General features: G+C 59.0%; 22 protein-coding genes. 1 reads left to right on the forward strand and 21 read right to left on the reverse strand.

All coding sequences use genetic code 11. The annotated features are described in order from the left end of the window. Window positions 1-75 precede the first annotated feature (75 nt). From NL116_RS25560 to trmJ, 21 genes are all read right to left on the reverse strand, one after another. A complete protein-coding gene (locus tag NL116_RS25560) occupies window positions 76-867 on the reverse strand; it encodes an amidohydrolase (protein WP_494374585.1) in 792 nt (263 codons plus the stop codon). Further along, entirely contained in the window at window positions 855-2,003 is a 1,149-nt protein-coding gene (locus NL116_RS25565) for a pyridoxal phosphate-dependent aminotransferase (protein ID WP_494374586.1), read from the reverse strand. Before NL116_RS25565 ends, NL116_RS25560 begins: the two co-directional genes overlap by 13 nt. A gap of 156 nt (window positions 2,004-2,159) precedes the next feature. Beyond that, window positions 2,160-3,629: a ribosome biogenesis GTPase Der gene (der, locus tag NL116_RS25570; protein WP_310265908.1), complete on the reverse strand. Its 1,470-nt coding sequence runs from the start codon at window positions 3,627-3,629 to the stop codon at window positions 2,160-2,162. 138 nt (window positions 3,630-3,767) lie between these two features. Then, window positions 3,768-4,919 carry an outer membrane protein assembly factor BamB gene (gene bamB, locus NL116_RS25575; protein WP_494374587.1) on the reverse strand — a complete coding sequence of 384 codons (1,152 nt, stop codon included), beginning with the start codon at window positions 4,917-4,919 and terminating at the stop codon, window positions 3,768-3,770. After that, the gene (locus NL116_RS25580) at window positions 4,912-5,553 is read right to left on the reverse strand and encodes a tetratricopeptide repeat protein (RefSeq protein ID WP_494374588.1); all 642 of its coding nucleotides are present in this window, start codon (window positions 5,551-5,553) and stop codon (window positions 4,912-4,914) included. Before NL116_RS25580 ends, bamB begins: the two co-directional genes overlap by 8 nt. A gap of 40 nt (window positions 5,554-5,593) precedes the next feature. Beyond that, a complete protein-coding gene (gene hisS, locus NL116_RS25585; protein WP_059182204.1) occupies window positions 5,594-6,883 on the reverse strand; it encodes a histidine--tRNA ligase in 1,290 nt (429 codons plus the stop codon). Between the two features lie 37 nt (window positions 6,884-6,920). Beyond that, window positions 6,921-8,030, reverse strand: coding sequence for a flavodoxin-dependent (E)-4-hydroxy-3-methylbut-2-enyl-diphosphate synthase (gene ispG / locus NL116_RS25590; RefSeq protein ID WP_007944259.1), 1,110 nt, complete (start codon window positions 8,028-8,030; stop codon window positions 6,921-6,923). Window positions 8,031-8,033: 3 nt separating this feature from the next. Continuing rightward, window positions 8,034-9,089: a RodZ domain-containing protein gene (locus tag NL116_RS25595; protein ID WP_494374589.1), complete on the reverse strand. Its 1,056-nt coding sequence runs from the start codon at window positions 9,087-9,089 to the stop codon at window positions 8,034-8,036. Continuing rightward, a complete protein-coding gene (pilW, locus tag NL116_RS25600; RefSeq protein ID WP_059182202.1) occupies window positions 9,089-9,847 on the reverse strand; it encodes a type IV pilus biogenesis/stability protein PilW in 759 nt (252 codons plus the stop codon). The genes NL116_RS25595 and pilW overlap by 1 nt, the downstream gene beginning before the upstream one ends. 17 nt (window positions 9,848-9,864) lie before the next feature. Next, window positions 9,865-11,007, reverse strand: a complete 1,143-nt coding sequence (gene rlmN, locus NL116_RS25605) for a dual-specificity RNA methyltransferase RlmN (protein WP_494374590.1) — start codon at window positions 11,005-11,007, stop codon at window positions 9,865-9,867. Between the two features lie 28 nt (window positions 11,008-11,035). After that, window positions 11,036-11,461 carry a nucleoside-diphosphate kinase gene (gene ndk / locus NL116_RS25610; protein ID WP_007916882.1) on the reverse strand — a complete coding sequence of 142 codons (426 nt, stop codon included), beginning with the start codon at window positions 11,459-11,461 and terminating at the stop codon, window positions 11,036-11,038. Between the two features lie 88 nt (window positions 11,462-11,549). Continuing rightward, window positions 11,550-11,750 (reverse strand): Fe-S cluster assembly protein IscX, encoded by a 201-nt coding sequence (gene iscX, locus NL116_RS25615; protein WP_494374591.1) that lies wholly within the window; start codon window positions 11,748-11,750, stop codon window positions 11,550-11,552. Window positions 11,751-11,764: 14 nt separating this feature from the next. Further along, window positions 11,765-12,106, reverse strand: coding sequence for an ISC system 2Fe-2S type ferredoxin (fdx, locus tag NL116_RS25620; RefSeq protein ID WP_494374592.1), 342 nt, complete (start codon window positions 12,104-12,106; stop codon window positions 11,765-11,767). A 2-nt stretch (window positions 12,107-12,108) separates the two neighbouring features. Further along, a complete protein-coding gene (gene hscA, locus NL116_RS25625) occupies window positions 12,109-13,971 on the reverse strand; it encodes a Fe-S protein assembly chaperone HscA (RefSeq protein WP_494374593.1) in 1,863 nt (620 codons plus the stop codon). A gap of 51 nt (window positions 13,972-14,022) precedes the next feature. Next, window positions 14,023-14,544: a co-chaperone HscB gene (hscB, locus tag NL116_RS25630; protein ID WP_494374594.1), complete on the reverse strand. Its 522-nt coding sequence runs from the start codon at window positions 14,542-14,544 to the stop codon at window positions 14,023-14,025. Window positions 14,545-14,552: 8 nt separating this feature from the next. Beyond that, complete coding sequence (gene iscA / locus NL116_RS25635; protein ID WP_027922750.1) at window positions 14,553-14,876, reverse strand: iron-sulfur cluster assembly protein IscA; 324 nt, start codon at window positions 14,874-14,876, stop codon at window positions 14,553-14,555. Between the two features lie 34 nt (window positions 14,877-14,910). Next, on the reverse strand, window positions 14,911-15,297 hold the full coding sequence (gene iscU, locus NL116_RS25640) for a Fe-S cluster assembly scaffold IscU (protein WP_003443374.1): 387 nt from the start codon (window positions 15,295-15,297) through the stop codon (window positions 14,911-14,913). A gap of 85 nt (window positions 15,298-15,382) precedes the next feature. Next, window positions 15,383-16,597 (reverse strand): IscS subfamily cysteine desulfurase, encoded by a 1,215-nt coding sequence (locus NL116_RS25645; RefSeq protein ID WP_494374595.1) that lies wholly within the window; start codon window positions 16,595-16,597, stop codon window positions 15,383-15,385. A gap of 50 nt (window positions 16,598-16,647) precedes the next feature. Continuing rightward, the gene (gene iscR, locus NL116_RS25650; RefSeq protein ID WP_027922748.1) at window positions 16,648-17,139 is read right to left on the reverse strand and encodes a Fe-S cluster assembly transcriptional regulator IscR; all 492 of its coding nucleotides are present in this window, start codon (window positions 17,137-17,139) and stop codon (window positions 16,648-16,650) included. A 238-nt stretch (window positions 17,140-17,377) separates the two neighbouring features. Continuing rightward, complete coding sequence (cysE, locus tag NL116_RS25655; RefSeq protein WP_494374596.1) at window positions 17,378-18,154, reverse strand: serine O-acetyltransferase; 777 nt, start codon at window positions 18,152-18,154, stop codon at window positions 17,378-17,380. 2 nt (window positions 18,155-18,156) lie between these two features. Further along, the gene (trmJ, locus tag NL116_RS25660) at window positions 18,157-18,927 is read right to left on the reverse strand and encodes a tRNA (cytosine(32)/uridine(32)-2'-O)-methyltransferase TrmJ (RefSeq protein ID WP_494374597.1); all 771 of its coding nucleotides are present in this window, start codon (window positions 18,925-18,927) and stop codon (window positions 18,157-18,159) included. Window positions 18,928-19,073: 146 nt separating this feature from the next. Between trmJ and suhB the strand changes: the two genes are divergently transcribed. After that, window positions 19,074-19,892, forward strand: a complete 819-nt coding sequence (gene suhB / locus NL116_RS25665; protein ID WP_483842894.1) for a type III secretion system regulator SuhB — start codon at window positions 19,074-19,076, stop codon at window positions 19,890-19,892. Window positions 19,893-20,078: the final 186 nt, after the last annotated feature.

The following is a 20,078-nucleotide window of genomic DNA, read 5'->3' on the forward strand; positions in this document are numbered from 1 at the left end:
TGCCTGAGTTTTTGTGTGGGCTGAGCTGGCCTCTTCGACTTGCTCGCGAAGAGGCCGGGACGGTCAGCGAAAATCTCAGGTGAACTCGAAGGTATCGGCATCCAGGTTCGCCGGGAAACGCGTGCGATAAGCCTGAAGGTCCGCAGCATTCAGCACCACTTGAAACACGCCGTCGGCTTCACCGGCACTTAGCAGGGTTTCGCCCTGGAAATCCAGCACCTGACTGTCGCCGGTGTAGGCAAAACCTTTGCCATCGGTGCCGATCCGATTCACTGCGGCCACGTAGCAAAGGTTTTCAATGGCCCGCGCAGGCAGCAAGCGGTTCCAGTGCTGACGCCGCGCACCCGGCCAGTTCGCGGTGTACAGCAGCAAGTCGGTGTCGTGCGCATCGCGGCTCCAGACCGGGAAGCGCAGGTCGTAACAAATCAACGGCCGCACGCGCCAGCCCTTGAGCTCGAACTGCACCTGACGCTCGCCCGGCGTGTAGTGGTTATGCTCGCCGGCCATGCGGAACAGATGACGCTTGTCGTAGTGCCCCACCTCCCCGTCCGGCCGCGCCCACAGCAGGCGATTGCGATGACTGCCGTCTGCGGTTTGAACGATGATGCTGCCGGTGATGACCGCATCGAGCTTTGCCGCCTGAACGCGCAGCCACTTGCTGGTCGGACCGTTTTCCGTCTCCGCCAGCGTTTCCGATTCCATGGAGAAACCGGTGGTGAACATCTCCGGCAGGATGATCAGGTCCGCGCCGCGTGCCTGTTCCAGCAACTGTTCGAAGTGCTCGAGGTTGGCTTGCCGGTCGTGCCAGGCCAGCGTGGTCTGGATCAATGCGACATTCAGGTTGGGCAGTGCACTCAGATCACGCATAGTTTTGCCGCTGCTTCACGCAGGGTCTCCTCACGTTTGGCGAAACACAGGCGCACCAGGCGCTGGCCTTCGGGTGGGGTCTGGTAGAACACCGAGATCGGGATGCTCGCCACGCCATGTTCGCGGGTCATCCACAGCGCCATCTCGACATCATTGAGGTCCGGGCGGATGTGCGAGTAGTCGACCAACTGGAAATAGGTGCCGGTCACTCGGGTGAAACTGAAGCGCGACGGTGTCAGCAGGTCGCAGAACAGATCCCGCTTGGCTTGATAGAAACCGGGCAATGCTTCGACGTGTTCCGGGTGCTCGGCCATGAAGTCGGCCAAGGCAAATTGCAACGGAGTGACGCCGCAGAAACTGACGTATTGATGCACCTTGCGCAGCTCGGCGGTGAGTGCCGGTGGAGCGACCACGTAGCCGGTTTTCCAGCCGGTAACGTGGTAAGTCTTGCCAAAGGAACTGACCACGAAGGCGCGTTGATACAGCTCCTCGTGATTGAGCACACTGACGTGAGGCACGCCGTCAAATACCAGGTGTTCGTAGACTTCATCGCTGACCAGATAGATGTCGCGACCCCGAATCAAATCCGCCAACTGATCCAGCTCGGCCCGGCTGATCAGCGCCCCACTCGGATTGTGCGGCGAGTTGAGCACGATCATCCGCGTGCGCGGGGTCATGGCATCAGCCAGTTTCTGGAAGTCGATGGAGAAATCATTCAACCCGAGCTGTACATGCACGCAGCGTCCACCGGCCAGTTCCACCGACGGCTCGTAACTGTCGTAGCAAGGATCAAACACGATCACTTCGTCGCCGCTGTGGATAATCGCCTGAATCGCGCAGAAGATCGCCTGTGTGGCGCCGGGAGTGATGGTGACTTCTTGATCAGCATCGACGTTGACGCCGTAGCTGCGAGCGATCTTCGCCGACACTTGCTGACGCAACGCCGGCAGGCCGGTCATGGGCGAATATTGGTTATGGCCATTGGCGATGTGCCGGCCAACCGCATCGCACAGGGCTTGCGGGGCATCGAAATCGGGAAAACCCTGGGACAGGTTGATCGCCCCGGTCTGCGCCGCGAGTTGAGACATCTGAGTGAAGATAGTGATGCCGACATTCGGCAGCTTACTGGTGATCATCGGTGATTCCCTGCGCTACACCCGGCTCTAACGGCGGCGCGGGAGAGCCCGAGGATAGCCCATCCGGCGCCCATAAAAAAAGGGCGCCAACGGGCGCCCTTCTCCTAATTGATCGTTCCCGCGTGTGAACGTGGGAACGATCAACTAAAGCAGCTTCTATTTCTTGTCGCGGCGCTTTTTGTCGGCCTTTTTGTGGTGCGACATCATGCGACGCTTCTTGTTGACCTGGCGGTCGGTCAGCGTGGTCTTTTTGCCTTCGAACGGGTTCTCGCCGCCCTTGAACTCGATGCGGATCGGGGTACCGACCAGCTTCAAGACACGACGGTACGTGTTTTCCAGGTAACGAACGTAAGACTTCGGCACCTTCTCGATCTGGTTACCGTGGATCACGATGATCGGCGGGTTAGCACCACCCAAGTGGGCGTAACGCAGCTTGATCCGTCGGTTGTTGACCATCGGTGGCGCGTGTTCACCGACCGCATCTTCCAGAATCTGGGTGAGGCGGTTGGTCGGCCAGCGGGTCACGGCAGACTTGAACGAGTTCTGTACCGAGGCGTAGAGGTTGCCCACGCCCGTGCCGTGCAGGGCCGAGATGAAGTGGATGTCGGCGTAATCAACGAAGAACAGTCGACGTTGCAGCTCGACCTTCACGAAGTCGCGCTCGCTCGGCGTCATGCCGTCCCACTTGTTGATCGCGATAACCAGCGCACGACCCGACTCAATGGCGAAGCCCAGCAGGTTGAGGTCGTGGTCCACCACGCCTTCGCGCGCGTCCATGACGAAGATCACCACGTTGGCGTCTTTGATCGCTTGCAGGGTTTTGACCACGGAGAATTTTTCAACTTCTTCGTGGATCTTGCCGCGCTTGCGCACACCGGCGGTGTCGATCAGCGTGTACTTCTCTTCGTTACGCTCGAACGGGATGTAGATACTGTCGCGGGTAGTGCCGGGTTGGTCATACACGATCACCCGGTCTTCACCGAGCATGCGATTGACCAGGGTCGACTTGCCGACGTTCGGGCGACCGATGATGGCGATCTTGATACCGTCTTTTTCGCTTGGGCCAGGAATGCGCTTGGCTTCCTCACCTTCGGCGACGATCTCTTCTTCGCCGTCTTCCGGCTCTTCCTCGTCTTTCGGGAAGTCGCTCAGGGCGATTTCCAGCATCTGGGTGATGCCACGACCATGAGCACCGGCGATAGGGATCGCGTGGCCCATGCCCAACGGCGCGAATTCGGCGCGGGCCATTTCAGGGTCGATGTTGTCGACCTTGTTGGCTACCACGTAAGAACGCTTGTTACGCTTGCGCAAATGCTCGGCGATCATCTGGTCGGCGGCGGTGAAACCGGCCTTGGCATCTACCAGGAACAGAACGACATCCGCTTCTTCAATGGCCAGCAGTGACTGCTCGGCCATTTTTTCGTCCATACCGTGCTCGTCACCGGAGATACCACCGGTGTCGACCAGAATGTAGGAACGCCCTTGCCACTTGGCCTCACCGTATTGGCGATCACGGGTCAGACCGGACAAGTCGCCGACAATGGCGTCACGAGTCCTGGTCAGGCGGTTGAACAAGGTGGACTTGCCGACGTTCGGTCGGCCCACCAGGGCGATTACGGGAACCATGCGGCTCTCCACTTCGTTATTTCAGAAAATACAAAAGCCGCTGCGAGGCAGCGGCTGGTGCTCGGGGCAACGCTTGAGGGCGCTGCGAACCCCGTAATCGGGGCTGCCTGGGGATTAACCCCAAGCATAGTCAAACCTTTACTTAATGGTCAGGGCTTCCAGTTTGCCGCTGTTGCCATACACATAAATCGTGTCACCCACCACCAGCGGACGGGCACGCAGGCCGTCGCCGTCGATCTTTTCGCGGCCGACGAAGCGACCGTCCACCTGGCTCAGCAGGTGCAGGTAGCCTTCCATGTCGCCGACTGCAACGTAGCTGGAGAACACTTCCGGAGCCGACAGTTGACGACGGGCCAGCGAATCGTTGCTCCACAATGCAGTGGTGGAACGCTCGTCGACGCCTTCAACAGTGCCCGCAGACAGGCTCACGTAGACGTTGCCAAAACCCTGGGCGACACCGGCATAGCTGGAAGCATCACGCTGCCAGAGCTGACGACCGCTTTCCAGGTCCAGTGCCGCAACGCGACCCTGATAGCTGGCAACGTACAAAGTACCGCCGGACAGCAGCAAGCCGCCGTCGATATCAACCACACGTTCCAGCTCCGAACGACCTTGTGGAATCGCTACTCGCTGTTCCCACACCGGCACGCCGTTGGTGATATCGAGAGCGACCACTTTACCGGTCGACAGGCCCGCCAACGCAAGGCGGTTGGTGACGATCGGTGCACTGGTGCCGCGCAGGGTCAGAACCGCAGGGGTGCTGTCATACAACCAGCGCTGGTTGCCGGTCGCGGCATCCAGGCCGATCAGACGGTCGTCCTGAGTCTGAACCACAACCACATCACCGTTGTTGGCCGGCGGTGCGAGGACTTCACTGGACACGCGAGCGCGCCATTTCTCTTCACCGTTGATCGCGTCCAAGGCAACGATTTCGCCTTTGAGCGTGCCGATCATGACCAGCCCGTAACCCACGCCAACGGCGCCGGAAACAGGCAGCTCGAGATCTTTCTTCCATTTGACGTCGCCATTGCTGCGATCCATCGCGACCACCACGCCAGTGACGTCGGCAGCATAGATGGTGTCGCCATCAATCGCCGGTACCAGCATGTTGTAGGTTTCGCCCTGACCGTCACCGATCGAACGACTCCACTGCTTTTGCAGGACCACTTCTTCTTTGAAGTCGACCAGCTCGGCAGGTGGCAATTCTTTTTTGCTGTTGCTGCTGCAACCCGCGGCCAAAATGGCCAGGGCCAGCAATGCTGCATGTTTCCAACGAATCACGTCACGCATCCCCTTTGGCCAGATCGTCCAGCTTGATTTGTAGGCCGCCGACCGCCGCTTCATCCGACAGAGCTGCCTTGGCGTTTTGGTACGCCTTGTTCGCTTCGTCGGTACGGCCCAACTGCACCAGCAGGTCGCCTTTGAGTTCTTCGCGAGTGGCCAGGAATGCTTTGTCGGCATCGCCTTCGAGCAACTTCAAGGCTTCATCGGCCTTGTTCTGCGCGGCCAGTACCTGCGCCAGACGCTGACGGGCGATTTCACCCAGCGCCGGGTTGGCCGGTTTGGCGACAATGGCTTTCAGCTCGGTGGCGGCGTCGTCCAGCTTGGCCGCGTCGACGGCGACTTTCGCCACGAACAGGCTGCCGTATTGTGCGTAGGCACTGCCGGCGAACTCGCTGTTGAGCTTGCCGGCCAGATCGGCAACACGGGCGGCGTCAGGCTTGCCGTCAGGCGTCAACGTGGTTTCGAGCAATTGCTGATAGAGCATCGAGGCGCCTTGCGACTGATTGCTCTGATACTTGTGAAAGGCTTGCCAGCCGAACACGATGACCAGCGCCAGCAGGCCGCCAGTAACCAGGGGCTTGCCGTTGCGTGACCACCAGTCCTTCAAATCCGCCAGTTGTTCGTCTTCGGTACTCGACACCCCAATACTCCTTAATCGCTAAATCGGCTGTTTGACAGCTTCAACCCTGCACGACGCAGGTGGCCAGGTGTGCAGCAAGCGCATCCCAGGCAATGCTTTGTTGTTCGCCCTGGCCACGCAGGGGTTTGAAACCTACCACTTGCTGGGCCATCTCATCGTCACCGAGGATCAGCGCATACAGCGCACCGCTCTTGTCGGCCTTCTTGAACTGGCTTTTGAAGCTGCCGGCGCCGGCATTGACTTGCAGGCGCAGGTTGGGCAATTGATCACGAACACGTTCGCTCAGGGTCAGGCCGGCGAGTTCCGCCGCTTCGCCGAAGGCGCAGAGGTAGACGTCGACCTGACGGGAGATTTCTTCCGGGATCTGCTCCAGGGTCTCAAGCAACAAAACCAGGCGCTCGATGCCCATGGCGAAACCAACCCCCGTGGTCGGCTTGCCGCCCATCTGCTCGACCAGACCGTCGTAACGACCACCGGCACACACGGTGCCCTGGGCGCCCAACTTGTCGGTGACCCATTCAAAAACGGTCTTGCTGTAGTAATCCAGCCCGCGAACCAGCTTCGGGTTGATCACATAAGGAATGCCGGCGGCGTCCAGACGAGCTTTGAGGCCCTCGAAGTGCACACGGGACTCGTCGTCCAGGTAGTCGGCCATTTTCGGCGCGTCGACCAGGATCGCTTGTGTGTCGGCGTTCTTGGTATCCAAAACCCGCAACGGGTTGGTTTTCAGACGACGCTGGCTGTCTTCGTCCAGCTTGTCCAGATGCGCGGACAGGAACTCGACCAGCGCCTCACGATAGCGACCACGGGACTCGGCAGTGCCCAGGCTGTTGAGCTCGAGCTTGACTGCGTCACGAATCCCCAGCTCGCCCCACAGACGCCAGGTCAGCACGATCAGCTCGGCATCGATGTCCGGACCGTCGAGGTTGAACACTTCGACACCGATCTGGTGAAACTGGCGATAACGGCCTTTTTGTGGACGCTCGTGACGGAACATCGGGCCGATGTACCAGAGTTTCTGCACCTGTCCACCGCCGGTGATGCCGTGCTCAAGCACTGCGCGCACGCACGCCGCCGTGCCTTCCGGACGCAGGGTCAGGGAGTCGCCGTTGCGATCTTCGAAGGTGTACATCTCTTTTTCGACGATGTCGGTCACTTCACCGATCGAGCGCTTGAACAGCTCGGTGAACTCGACGATCGGCATGCGGATCTGCTTGTAACCGTAGTTATCCAGCAGACGCGAAACGGTGCCCTCGAAATGACGCCACAGGGGTGTCTGTTCGGGCAGGATGTCGTTCATGCCACGAATGGCTTGCAGAGACTTGCTCACAATAAATCCTTAAATTCGTTCGGCTCTTGAGTCCGGCTCAGCCACGCGCAATAACGGCAGCGTCAGCTTCGACCTTTTCGGCCGCTTTCTGGCGGATCAAGCGTTCAAGCTCATCCACCAGATTGTCATTCGTCAGTTTCTGCGACGGCTTGCCGTCGATGTAAATCAGGTTTGGCGTGCCGCCGGTCAAGCCGATATGGGCTTCCTTGGCTTCACCCGGCCCGTTGACCACGCATCCGATGACCGCGACATCCAGCGGCACCAGCAGGTCTTCGAGGCGCCCTTCCAGCTCGTTCATGGTCTTGACCACATCGAAGTTCTGCCGCGAGCAGCTCGGGCAGGCGATGAAGTTGATGCCACGGGAACGCAGATGCAGGGATTTGAGAATGTCGTAGCCGACTTTCACTTCCTCGACCGGGTCAGCCGCCAACGAGATGCGAATGGTATCGCCAATCCCTTCGGCGAGCAGCATACCGAGGCCCACAGCGGATTTCACTGTGCCTGAACGCAAACCACCCGCTTCGGTGATGCCCAGGTGCAGCGGCTGAACGATTTCCTTGGCCAGCAGGCGATAGGCTTCGACGGCCATGAACACGTCGGACGCCTTCACGCTGACCTTGAAGTCCTGGAAATTCAGGCGTTCGAGGTGCTCGACGTGGCGCAGGGCAGATTCGACCAGCGCAGCCGGGGTCGGCTCGCCGTATTTCTTTTGCAGGTCTTTTTCCAGGGAGCCGGCGTTGACGCCGATGCGGATCGGAATCCCACGATCACGGGCGGCATCGACCACCGCGCGGACGCGGTCTTCGCGACCGATATTGCCCGGGTTGATCCGCAGGCAATCCACCCCCAACTCGGCGACGCGCAACGCGATCCGGTAGTCGAAATGAATGTCGGCCACCAACGGTACTTTGACCAGTTGCTTGATCTTGCCGAAGGCTTCGGCGGCATCCATGTCCGGCACGGAAATGCGCACGATATCGACGCCAGCGGCTTCCAGACGATTGATCTGGGCCACGGTCGCGGCAACGTCATTGGTGTCGCTGTTGGTCATGCTCTGCACAGCGATAGGCGCATCGCCGCCAACAGGCACGTTACCGACCCAGATCTTGCGGGATTCGCGACGTTTGATTGGAGATTCGCCGTGCATGACTTATTGACCCAACTTCAGGCGAGCAGTCTCGCCACTGGTGAACGGAGCGACATCAACCGCCTGACCGTTGTAGCTGACCTGTGCACCACGGGCGAAGCCCAGGCGCACGGCAAACGGCGGCTTGCCGCTGACGGAAACGCTATCGCCTTTACGCTTGAGACCACTCAACAGCACCTTGCCGGTGCCATCGGTCACTTGCGTCCAGCAATCGGCGGTGAACTGCAACTGAACCTGGCCCTGGCCGGCCACTGGCGCCGTCGCAACCGACGTCTGGGCGGCTGGAGCAACCGCAGCGGTCACTACTGGTGCGGGAACCGCAGGAACAGCCGGCGCCGGAGCAGTCGGTGTTGCAACCACAGGGGCACTGTTGTGCGCTGGAGCGGCAACAACAGGAGCGGCATTATGCGTCGGGGCCACCGGTGCCGGTGCTACCGGAGCAGCAGGCGCGGTTGCTTCAGCTTCAGCCGGCGCGTCAGAGGAGGTCCCGGCTTGTGGCAATGCCAGCGACGTAGTGCCTTCAGCCTGACCTTCCGCGACGGCCTGGTCTTCCGGTTCGTCCAGCGGATGGATTTGGGTAGTGCCGTCGGCGCCTTCCACTTCAACGTGCTCCGGGGCCAGGCCGATCGACTCCTTGGTGCGCAGTGAGGTTTGATCCTGCCACCAAACAAAACCGCCACCAATCACCGCAATCAGCAACAACAGACTGACAATGCGCAAAATGGTATGGGAAACCCGCACCGGCTCTTCGATACGCCCCAGGCTGTGGACGCTACTGCCCTTGGAATCGGTGCCGGTGGACTGGTCGAATTGCTGCACAAGAACGGCCTGGTCCATGCCCAGCAATTTGGCGTACGCACGGATATAACCGCGAGCAAAGGTATGCCCAGGCAACTTGTCGAATGCGCCGGCTTCAAGATTGCTCAGGGAAGTAACGGTGAGGTTGAGCTTGAGGGCCACTTCAGCCAGCGACCAGCCATTGCTTTCGCGGGCCTGGCGCAAAGTCTCACCGGGGTTAACGCGATTCGCTGCTACAACTTCGGGATGCGCCGCTTTCATCATTGCTCCGACAGGTATTGCTGATATTCCGGCGTACCGGGATAGAGTCGTTTTAGTTGCAGGCCAGCACTTGCGGCCTTGTCGCGATCTTCGAACACGTTTGCCAGCCGAACGCCGAGCAATAGACTACGTGCATTTTGCTCGGCCAGCAGGCTAAAACGATCGTAATAGTCACGCGCGGGCACATAATGCCTGTCTTCGAAGGACAACTCAGCCATTTCGAGCAATGCACGTGGCTGTTGGCGATTCAAACGCAGGGCTTTTTCGAGTTGCTGCTGCGCGAGATCTCGCTCACCCAGCTTTGAAGCGGTCATGCCCAGGTTCTCGAATACTCGCGAACGCTCAGGGTACAGCGTATCGGCGGCGGCCTGTTCAAAGCGCTCGTACGCCTCTTTGTAACGTTTTTCTTCGAAAAGAAAACTGCCGTAATTGTTCAGGATTCGTGCGTCGTTGGGGCGGGACGACAGGGCCTTGCGGAAATGCTGGTCGGCCAGTTCTGGCTCCATTTCGGCCTGGAACACCAGCCCCAGCGCCGCATTGGCATCAGGGTCCGAGTCATCCAGCTCCAACGCCTTTTTCAGCGGGACTTTGGCACGTTCGGTCATCCCCTGCTGCAAGTACCCCAACCCCAATTGCACATAAGCCACACGCGCTTCATCGCGCCCCTTGCTGGTCTTCATCGGGTTGAAATCGCCCGACAGGACACATCCAGCACATAGGCTGGCCCACAGCAAAAGCAGCGCGAAGCGCAGGGACATAGAGATCCTCTCTTTAATTATTTCGCAGCGTTTGTCGCCATATCGTTTTCGGCGCTCAACTCGCGCACGGCGATATAACGTTCGCTGCGGCGGGTGCGATCCAGCACCTGCCCTACCAATTGGCCACATGCGGCATCGATGTCTTCACCGCGGGTGGTGCGTACGGTGACATTGAAGCCTGCATGGTGAAGCTGATCCTGAAACCGGCGAATCGCGTTGTTGCTCGGGCGCTCGTAACCGGAATGCGGAAACGGGTTAAACGGAATCAGGTTGATCTTGCACGGGATGTTCTTGAGCAGTTCGATCATCTCAACGGCGTGTTCAACCTTGTCGTTGATGTCCTTGAGCAAGGTGTACTCGATGGTCAGCACGCGTTTTTCGCCCAGGGACGACATGTAGCGCTGGCACGACTCGAGCAGCATCTTAAGCGGATATTTCTTGTTGATCGGCACCAATTGGTTACGCAATGCGTCATTTGGTGCGTGCAGCGACAACGCCAGGGAGACGTCAATGTGCTTGGACAGCTCATCGATCATCGGCACCACGCCGGAGGTCGACAGGGTCACACGGCGCTTGGAAATGCCGTAGCCCAGGTCGTCCATCATCAGGTGCATGGCCGCGACGACGTTGTCGAAGTTCAGCAGCGGCTCACCCATGCCCATCATCACCACGTTGGTGATGGCACGGTCGGCAGTTGCCGGGATGCTGCCGAACGATTTATTGGCAATCCACACCTGACCGATGACTTCGGCGGCGGTGAGGTTGCTGTTGAAACCTTGCTTGCCGGTGGAGCAGAAACTGCAGTCCAGGGCACAGCCTGCCTGGGACGAAACGCACAAAGTGCCGCGCTTGCCCTGGGGAATGTACACGGTCTCGACGCAGCTGCCGGACGCCACACGCACCACCCACTTACGGGTGCCATCGGTGGAAATGTCCTCGCTGACCACTTCAGGACCGCGAACTTCAGCAATCACCTTGAGCTTGTCGCGCAAGGCTTTGCTGACGTTCGTCATGGCGTCGAAATCATCGACGCCAAGGTGGTGAATCCATTTCATTACCTGACCGGCACGGAAACGCTTCTCCCCGATCGAGTCGAAGAATTGTTCCATTTCCTGTTGAGTCAGACCCAGCAGGTTGGTTTTTACAGTCGATGTAGTCATGGATTCACCTTCACTCTTAAGCCAATGCTTAGCGAGTGGTTACTTCAGTAGCTGCGAAGAAGTACGAGATTTCGCGAGCAGCAGCGGCTTCGGAGTCCGAACCGTGTACAGCGTTGGCATCGATGGAGTCAGCGAAGTCCGCACGGATGGTGCCGGCAGCAGCTTCTTTAGGGTTGGTAGCGCCCATCAGCTCACGGTTCAGAGCGATAGCGTTTTCGCCTTCCAGAACCTGAACAACAACCGGGCCGGAGATCATGAAAGCAACCAGGTCGCCGAAGAAACCACGAGCGCTGTGTTCAGCGTAGAAGCCTTCAGCTTCAGCTTTGGACAGTTGCTTCAGTTTCGAAGCTACAACGCGCAGGCCTGCTTTTTCGAAACGAGTGGTGATCTCGCCGATGACGTTTTTAGCAACAGCGTCAGGCTTGATGATGGAGAAAGTACGTTGAACAGCCATGGTGTAACTCCAGAAACGGTAATTTGTGAAAAATTAAACCCGCGAATTATACGCGGGTTCTTTGGTATTGCCTAACCTGCAGCGTGGCTCAGTCGCGTTCTTCGATCCAGTTGGCCTGAATGGCCTCCAGAACCTTTTCGCCACAATGCTCAGGCTTGTCGTCGAACTCGGGCAATTCCATCACCCATTTGCGCAGATCGACGAAGTTGACCGAAATAGGGTCAACGTCGGGCTTGCTTTCAGCCAGCTGGATCGCAATCTCCAGCACATCAGTCCACTTCAGACTCATGACAATTCCTTGAATCAGTGCGGCGCTTCGGCTGCGTGGTTGAGCGAGTACTTCGGAATTTCGACGGTCAGGTCTTCAGTCCCGACAATCGCCTGACACGCCAGGCGGGACTGAGCTTCCAGCCCCCAAGCCTTATCAAGATAGTCTTCTTCCAGCTCGTCAGCCTCTTCCAGCGAGTCAAAGCCTTCACGAATCAGGCAATGACACGTGGTGCAGGCACAGACGCCGCCACAGGCACTTTCCATCTCGATATGGTGTTCGTGCGCCAGTTCAAGAATGGATATACCGGGCTCAGCCTCCACAACCATGCCTTCCGGGCAAAACTTCTCGTGTGGCAGAAAAATGACCTGCGGCATCGTTATTCCTCAATCTCGTTCAGGTTGCGCCCCGCCAGCGCGGCTTTCACCGTCGAGTCCAGGCGGCGGGCAGCAAAGGCATCGGTCACTTGCGACAGACGCTTGGTCTGCTGCTCGATGGCGTAACCATCGGAACCTTTCATCAGTTCGGTCAATTCCTGCACTTGCATGTCGATGACCAGACGCTCTTCGGCATCCAGCAAGCGCTCGCCATCAGCCTCCAGAGCAGCCTGCACCGCTTCGATCAGGCGCTGAGCGTCGACTTGCTGCTCACGCAGTACACGGGCGACTTTATCGTCATTGGCATGCTGGAACGAATCCTTGAGCATTTTGGCGATTTCGCCGTCGGTCAGGCCGTAGGACGGCTTGACCTGAATGCTGGCCTCAACACCTGAACCCAATTCACGGGCCGATACGCTGAGCAGACCGTCGGCATCGACCTGGAAGGTCACGCGAATCTTCGCGGCACCGGCCACCATCGCTGGAATGCCGCGCAATTCAAAGCGCGCCAGGGAGCGGCAGTCGCTGATCAGCTCGCGCTCACCCTGCAACACGTGGATCGCCATGGCCGACTGGCCGTCTTTGTAGGTAGTGAAGTCCTGGGCGCGAGCGACGGGGATGGTGGTGTTGCGCGGAATCACCTTCTCCATCAGGCCGCCCATGGTTTCGAGCCCCAGAGACAACGGAATCACGTCGAGCAACAGCAGTTCTTCGCCATCGCGCTTGTTGCCAGCCAGGGTATCGGCCTGGATCGCGGCACCGATGGCCACCACTTGATCCGGATCGATTTCGGTCAGCGGTTGACGACCAAAGGCTTCAGCGACCGCTTCGCGAACGCGAGGCACACGCGTCGAGCCACCAACCATGACCACCGCGTGCACTTCTTCCAGTTCGACACCAGAATCACGCACGGCGCGGCGGCAGGCTTTCAGGCTGCGAGCAACCATCGGCTCGATCAGCGCATCGAACGCTTCGCGGGTCAGCTCGGCTTTCCAGCCACCATGAGCCACTTCGACCGACGAGGCGGTAGTCAGCGCTTCTTTGGCAGCGCAGGCTGTTTGCAACAGTTGACGCTGCGCGCCCGGATCGAGATCGGCGGACAAACCGGCGCTCTCGATGATCCAGCCAGCAATTGCGTGATCAAAGTCATCGCCGCCCAGCGCGCTATCGCCACCGGTAGCGAGGACTTCAAACACACCGCCGGTCAGGCGCAGAATCGAAATATCGAAGGTGCCGCCGCCCAGGTCATAAATGGCGACCAGGCCTTCAGCGTGCTGATCCAGACCGTAAGCCACAGCGGCCGCGGTGGGCTCATTGAGCAAACGCAGCACGTTCAGACCGGCCAGTTTGGCCGCATCCTTGGTGGCTTGACGCTGCGCATCATCGAAATAGGCGGGAACGGTGATCACCGCGCCGACCAACTCGCCACCCAACGTCGCTTCAGCGCGCTGACGCAGCACCTTGAGGATATCGGCGGAGACTTCGACCGGGCTTTTCGGCCCCTGCACGGTGTCGATGAACGGCATGTGCGATTCGCCGCCGACAAAGCGGTACGGCAGTTGATCGCCCAATTGCTTGACGTCGGACAGACCACGACCCATCAAGCGCTTGACCGACAGCACAGTGTTCAAAGGATCGGTCGCGGCAGCCCGCTTGGCGGATTCGCCGACTTCGACGCGATCAGCGTGATAGCGCACGGCAGACGGCAGGATGACCTGCCCGTCAGCGTCAGCCAGAGGTTCGGAAAGACCACTGCGCAACGCAGCGACCAGCGAATTGGTAGTGCCCAAGTCGATCCCTACAGCCAGACGACGCTGGTGCGGTTGAGGACTTTGGCCGGGTTCGGCGATCTGCAGTAGGGCCATTGGTATCAGGACTTATCTGTATATCAGGCGTGCGACCGGAGCGGCACTGGGTTAATCGTCGAGGCGCTCTTCTAACTGGCGCACTTCGTAGGTGAGCTTGTCGAGGAACTGCATGCGCCGCATCAGGCGTTCGGCCTGTTCACGGTGAGCCGCATCATCCCAACAAGCCGCGAAGCTTTGGTTCAGTACATCCTGCGCGGTCTTCAGGCGCCGCTTGAACACCGCAACACCGGCCAGATCGGCACTGTCTTGCAGGTCTTCGAGCTCTTCACGCAGCTCCATCTGCTGCAGAAGAAACTCCGGATCATGCACCGTGACCTCCAGCGGCAGCTCGCCACCATTCAAAGCGAGCAGGTAACGTGCACGCTTAGGGGGACTTTTGAGCGTCTGGTAGGCCTCGTTGAGGCTCGCGGATTGCTCTAGCGCCAACCGCTGCTCACGCTCGGAAGCGTCAGCAAAGCGGTCCGGATGAACACTGCGCGCCAACTCACGGTAGCGCGTAGCCAGCTGGTCGAGGTCCAGATTGAAACTCGGTTGCAGCTCAAATAAAGCGAAATGACAAGGAGTACCCACGACAAGCCTCAGATGTTGAAGCTTTCGCCGCAGCCACATTCACCGCGGACGTTGGGGTTGTTGAACTTGAAGCCTTCGTTCAACCCTTCCTTGACGAAATCGAGTTCGGTGCCGTCCAGGTAGGCCAGGCTCTTTGGGTCGATAATCACTTTTTCACCGTGACTTTCGAACACCTGATCCTCTTCAACCACCTCGTCGACAAACTCCAGCACGTAGGCAAGGCCGGAACAGCCTGTGGTGCGAACACCCAGACGAATCCCTTCACCTTTGCCGCGCCCGTCGAGGGAGCGCCGCACGTGTCGAGCAGCCGCTTCTGTCATGCTGATAGCCATCGGTGACTCCTTACTCGTCGCCAAAACCTGAAAGTCAGATCAAGCCTTTCTTCTGCTTGTAGTCACGAACGGCCGCTTTAATAGCGTCTTCAGCGAGTACGGAGCAGTGGATTTTCACTGGCGGCAGGGCCAGTTCTTCAGCCAGTTGAGTGTTCTTGATGGTCTCGGCTTCGTCCAGGGTCTTGCCTTTCATCCACTCGGTAGCGAGGGAGCTGGAGGCGATAGCCGAACCGCAACCGTAAGTCTTGAACTTGGCGTCTTCGATGATGCCTTGCTCGTTGACCTTGATTTGCAGGCGCATAACGTCGCCGCACGCCGGAGCGCCGACCATGCCGGTGCCGACATCAGGGTCTTCCGCGTCCATCTTGCCGACGTTGCGCGGGTTTTCGTAGTGGTCGATGACCTTTTCGCTGTAAGCCATGATGCTTAATCCTCACTCATCAGAGAGTCGCTCTTAAAGCCCTGCCAACCTGGGTTGTACAGGGCTGGTTCGCGGCGACTTGAAATCAGTGTGCCGCCCACTCGATTTTCGAAATGTCGACACCGTCTTTGTACATGTCCCACAGCGGCGACAGAGTGCGCAGCTTGGTAACGGCCTCGCAGACTTTCTGCGCGGCGTAGTCGATTTCTTCTTCGGTGGTGAAACGGCCGAAGGTGAAGCGAATCGAGCTGTGTGCCAGTTCGTCGTTGCGGCCCAGGGCACGCAGTACGTACGAAGGCTCAAGCGATGCCGAGGTGCAGGCCGAACCGGACGAAACAGCCAGATCCTTGAGCGCCATGATCAGCGACTCGCCTTCGACGTAGTTGAAGCTCAGGTTCAGGTTGTGCGGAACGCGGGCGGTCATGCTGCCGTTGATGTACAGCTCTTCCAGGCCTTCGACCTGTTTGAAGAAGCGGTCGCTCAGGGCTTTGATGCGCACGTTTTCGGCAGCCATGTCTTCTTTGGCTACACGGAAGGCTTCACCCATGCCGACGATCTGGTGGGTCGCCAGGGTGCCGGAACGCATGCCACGCTCGTGACCGCCGCCGTGCATGGTCGCTTCGATGCGAACACGCGGCTTGCGGCTGACGTACAGCGCGCCGATGCCTTTAGGGCCGTAGGTTTTGTGGGCAGAGAACGACATCAGGTCGACTTTCAGCTTCGACAGGTCGATGTCGACCTTGCCGGTGGACTGAGCGGCGTCAACGTGGAACAGGATGCCCTTGGAGCGGGTCAGCTCGCCGATGGCTTCGATGTCGTTGATGGTGCCGATTTCGTTGTTCACGTGCATGACCGAGACCAGGATGGTGTCTTCACGCAGAGCCGCTTCGATCATCGCCGGCGTTACCAGACCATCAGTCTGAGGCTCGAGGTAGGTCACTTCGAAACCTTCACGCTCCAGTTGGCGCATGGTGTCGAGGACAGCCTTGTGCTCAATCTTGGTGGTGATCAGGTGTTTGCCTTTGGTCGCATAGAAATGCGCCGCACCCTTGATTGCCAGGTTGTCGGATTCGGTGGCACCGGAGGTCCAGACGATTTCACGCGGATCGGCGTTGACCAGGTCGGCGACCTGACGACGGGCGTTTTCGACGGACTCTTCAGCTTTCCAGCCGAACACGTGGGAACGGGACGCCGGGTTACCGAAGTTTCCGTCAACCAGCAGGCATTCACTCATTTTTTGCGCAACACGCGGATCAACCGGGGTGGTCGCAGAGTAATCAAGGTAAATCGGCAATTTCATGGACTATCTCCTAAATCAGGCTGGCTGGCGTGCCGTTAGCTCTTTGGCTGTCATTCGACGGCGGACGCTTCAATCTTGTCCAGGCGCGGCGCCTTGCTGTTGCAACGGCGCTGGTCCTGACGCTGGGCTATGTCTTGTACCTCACGGCGAGTCACAAGGTCAGCCAAGCTGATACCGCTCAGAAATTCGTGAATCTGCAGGCTCAAGTCACACCACAAGTGGTGAGTCAGGCAGGTGTCGCCTGAATGGCAATCGCCTTGGCCCTGGCATTTGGTGGCATCTACTGATTCGTTCACCGCATCGATCACCTGGGCGACCTGGATGCCCTGCATCTCGCGGGACAGTTGGTAGCCGCCGCCCGGACCACGGACGCTGGACACCAGATTGCTGCGGCGCAATTTGGCGAAAAGCTGTTCGAGGTAGGACAGGGAGATGCCTTGGCGCTCGGAGATATCGGCCAGGGACACCGGCCCGTGCTGCGCGTGCAACGCCAGGTCGAGCATGGCGGTCACGGCGTATCGGCCTTTTGTAGTCAGTCGCATGGACAATTACCACGGAGTTCGGAATGGGGCGAGTATGCAATTCCCGAGTATTTAAGTCAACTATAAGACCTAGTACTTTAGTCAGGTTTACCCGCAAAAGAGCGGCAGCATCATAGCAAAGGCTGGGTGGCTACAGCCAGCAATTGCGCGTTATCGTTCTTCGCGAGCAGGCTCATTCCTATAGGGGAACGCATTTCAAATGCAGGAGTGAGCCTGCTCGCGATGCAGTCGACTCGGCCTAACCGGCCTGGCTCTGATCCTTATCCTTCACACACGCAAAATCTTCTTCGCGCAGTTCAGGCAGATCCTTGGCACAGTAGTTACTGCCCAGATCCTTCAACGCGCCGCACATCCCCTCCAGACGACCGTCGACCGCCTGCAAGTGATCCAGCAACTGACCAATGGCACGCGCTACAGGGTCCGGCATGTCTTCGCCCACACCGTAGGCATCGAAGCCGATCTTCTCGGCCATGGCCTTGCGCTTGGCATCCTGCTCATCATCGGATTTGACGATGATCCGCCCCGGAATACCGACAACGGTCGCCCCGGCAGGAACAGCCTTGGTCACCACTGCATTTGATCCGACCTTGGCACCCGCGCCGACCGTAAACGGGCCGAGCACCTTGGCGCCCGCCCCCACCACCACGCCATCTTCAAGGGTCGGGTGACGCTTGCCCTTGTTCCAGCTGGTTCCGCCCAGGGTCACACCTTGATAAAGGGTGACGTCATTGCCGATCTCGGCGGTCTCACCAATAACGATGCCCATGCCATGGTCGATAAAGAAGCGACGACCGACCCTGGCCCCCGGATGGATCTCGATCCCGGTCAACCAGCGACCGAAGTTCGACACCAGCCGTGCCAGCCATTTCAGCTCTGCGCGCCACAAGACCGACGACAGACGATGAATCCAGATGGCATGCATGCCCGGGTAGCACGTCAGAACTTCAAAAGCGTTACGCGCCGCCGGGTCTCGATGGAATACGCTTTGGATATCTTCACGCAAACGCTCAAACATCATTAATCCTTCCGCTTTAGAAGCTCGCCACGGGCCGCTTTTTGGGTTTCCGTGAGGATGCCACGCAATATGTTCATTTCTGCCCGGCTGACCGAGCTACGTCCGTACAACCGGCGCAGGCGCGCCATCAAGTGCCGTGGCTTTTCCGGATCGAGGAATTCGATGGCCACCAGGGTTTGTTCCAGGTGCTCATAGAATCGCTCCAGCTCATCCATGGTCGCCAGCTCACCACTTTTGGTGGACGCCACTTCATCCTTCTCGACCTTGCTTGGCTGCCCTTGGGCCGCGAGCCAGGACATGCGCACTTCATAGCCCAGCACCTGCACCGCCGCCCCAAGGTTCAGCGAGCTGAACTCAGGGTCTGATGGAATGTGCACGTGATAATGACATCGCTGCAGCTCTTCATTGGTCAGGCCAGAATCTTCACGACCGAACACCAGGGCAATCTCGGCGCCCTGCCCGGCTTCTTCCACCACTTTTACACCGCATTCGCGGGGATCGAGCAGCGGCCAGGGAATGCGCCGGTCGCGAGCACTGGTGCCGAGCACCAGATTGCAGCCGACCAAGGCATCTTCCAAGGTGGCGACGACTTGCGCGCTTTCAAGGACATCCCCTGCACCGGAAGCACGAGCGTCGGCTTCGTGATGCGGAAATAGCCGCGGTTCGACCAGCACCAGCCGCGACAGGCCCATGTTCTTCATGGCACGCGCAGCCCCGCCGATGTTGCCGGGATGGCTGGTATTGACCAGGACGACACGAATGTTATGCAGCACGGGAGGCAGTCTCGAACACAGAAATAAGGAGCCGAATCTTACAGTTCCTACTACCGTTAAGCTATGAAAGCGAACACCGACCTTCACCTGTAGAAAAGTTCTGATAGAATGCCCGGCTTTCTTTAACAACCTTAGGTGACACATCCATGCAGCCCATGCTGAATATCGCGCTGCGCGCCGCCCGCAGCGCCAGTGAATTGATTTTCCGCTCCATCGAGCGCCTGGATACCATCAAGGTCGACGAAAAAGACGCCAAGGATTACGTATCCGAGGTGGATCGCGCCGCCGAACAGAAAATCATCGATGCGCTGCGCAAGGCCTACCCGAACCACTCGATCCTGGGTGAAGAAACCGGCATGCACGCCGGCAACGGTATCGAAGGCGAAGAATACCTGTGGATCATCGATCCGCTGGACGGCACCACCAACTTCCTGCGCGGCATTCCTCACTTCGCTGTCAGCATCGCCTGCAAATACCGCGGTCGCCTGGAACACGCTGTTGTTCTGGACCCGGTTCGCCAGGAAGAATTCACCGCCAGCCGTGGTCGCGGCGCTCAACTGAACGGTCGCCGCCTGCGCGTCAGCGGTCGCACCAGCCTGGACGGTGCCCTGTTGGGTACCGGCTTCCCGTTCCGTGACGACCAGATGGACAACCTCGAAAACTACCTGGGCATGTTCCGCGCCCTGGTTGGCCAGACTGCCGGCATCCGCCGTGCGGGTTCGGCGAGCCTGGACCTGGCCTATGTGGCTGCCGGTCGTTTCGACGCGTTCTGGGAATCCGGCCTGTCCGAGTGGGACATGGCTGCAGGCGCCCTGCTGATCCAGGAAGCCGGCGGTTTGATCAGCGACTTCACCGGTGGTCACGAATTCCTTGAGAAAGGCCACGTCGTTGCCGGTAACACCAAATGCTTCAAGGCCGTTCTGACGGCGATCCAGCCGCACCTGCCAGCCTCGCTGAAGCGCTAAGCTTCCAGCGACAGAGAAAGCACCCTTCGGGGTGCTTTTTTTATGCCTGGAATACTGTCGCACAAACACCAAAAACCTAATGTGGGAGCGGGCTTGCTCGCGAAAGCGGTGTATCAGCCCCCATCAATGCTGCATGTGAAGCCGCCTTCGCGAGCAAGCCCGCTCCCACATTGGAATTGGAGTGCT

Source organism: Pseudomonas sp. FBCC-B1667 (genome assembly GCF_059133255.1).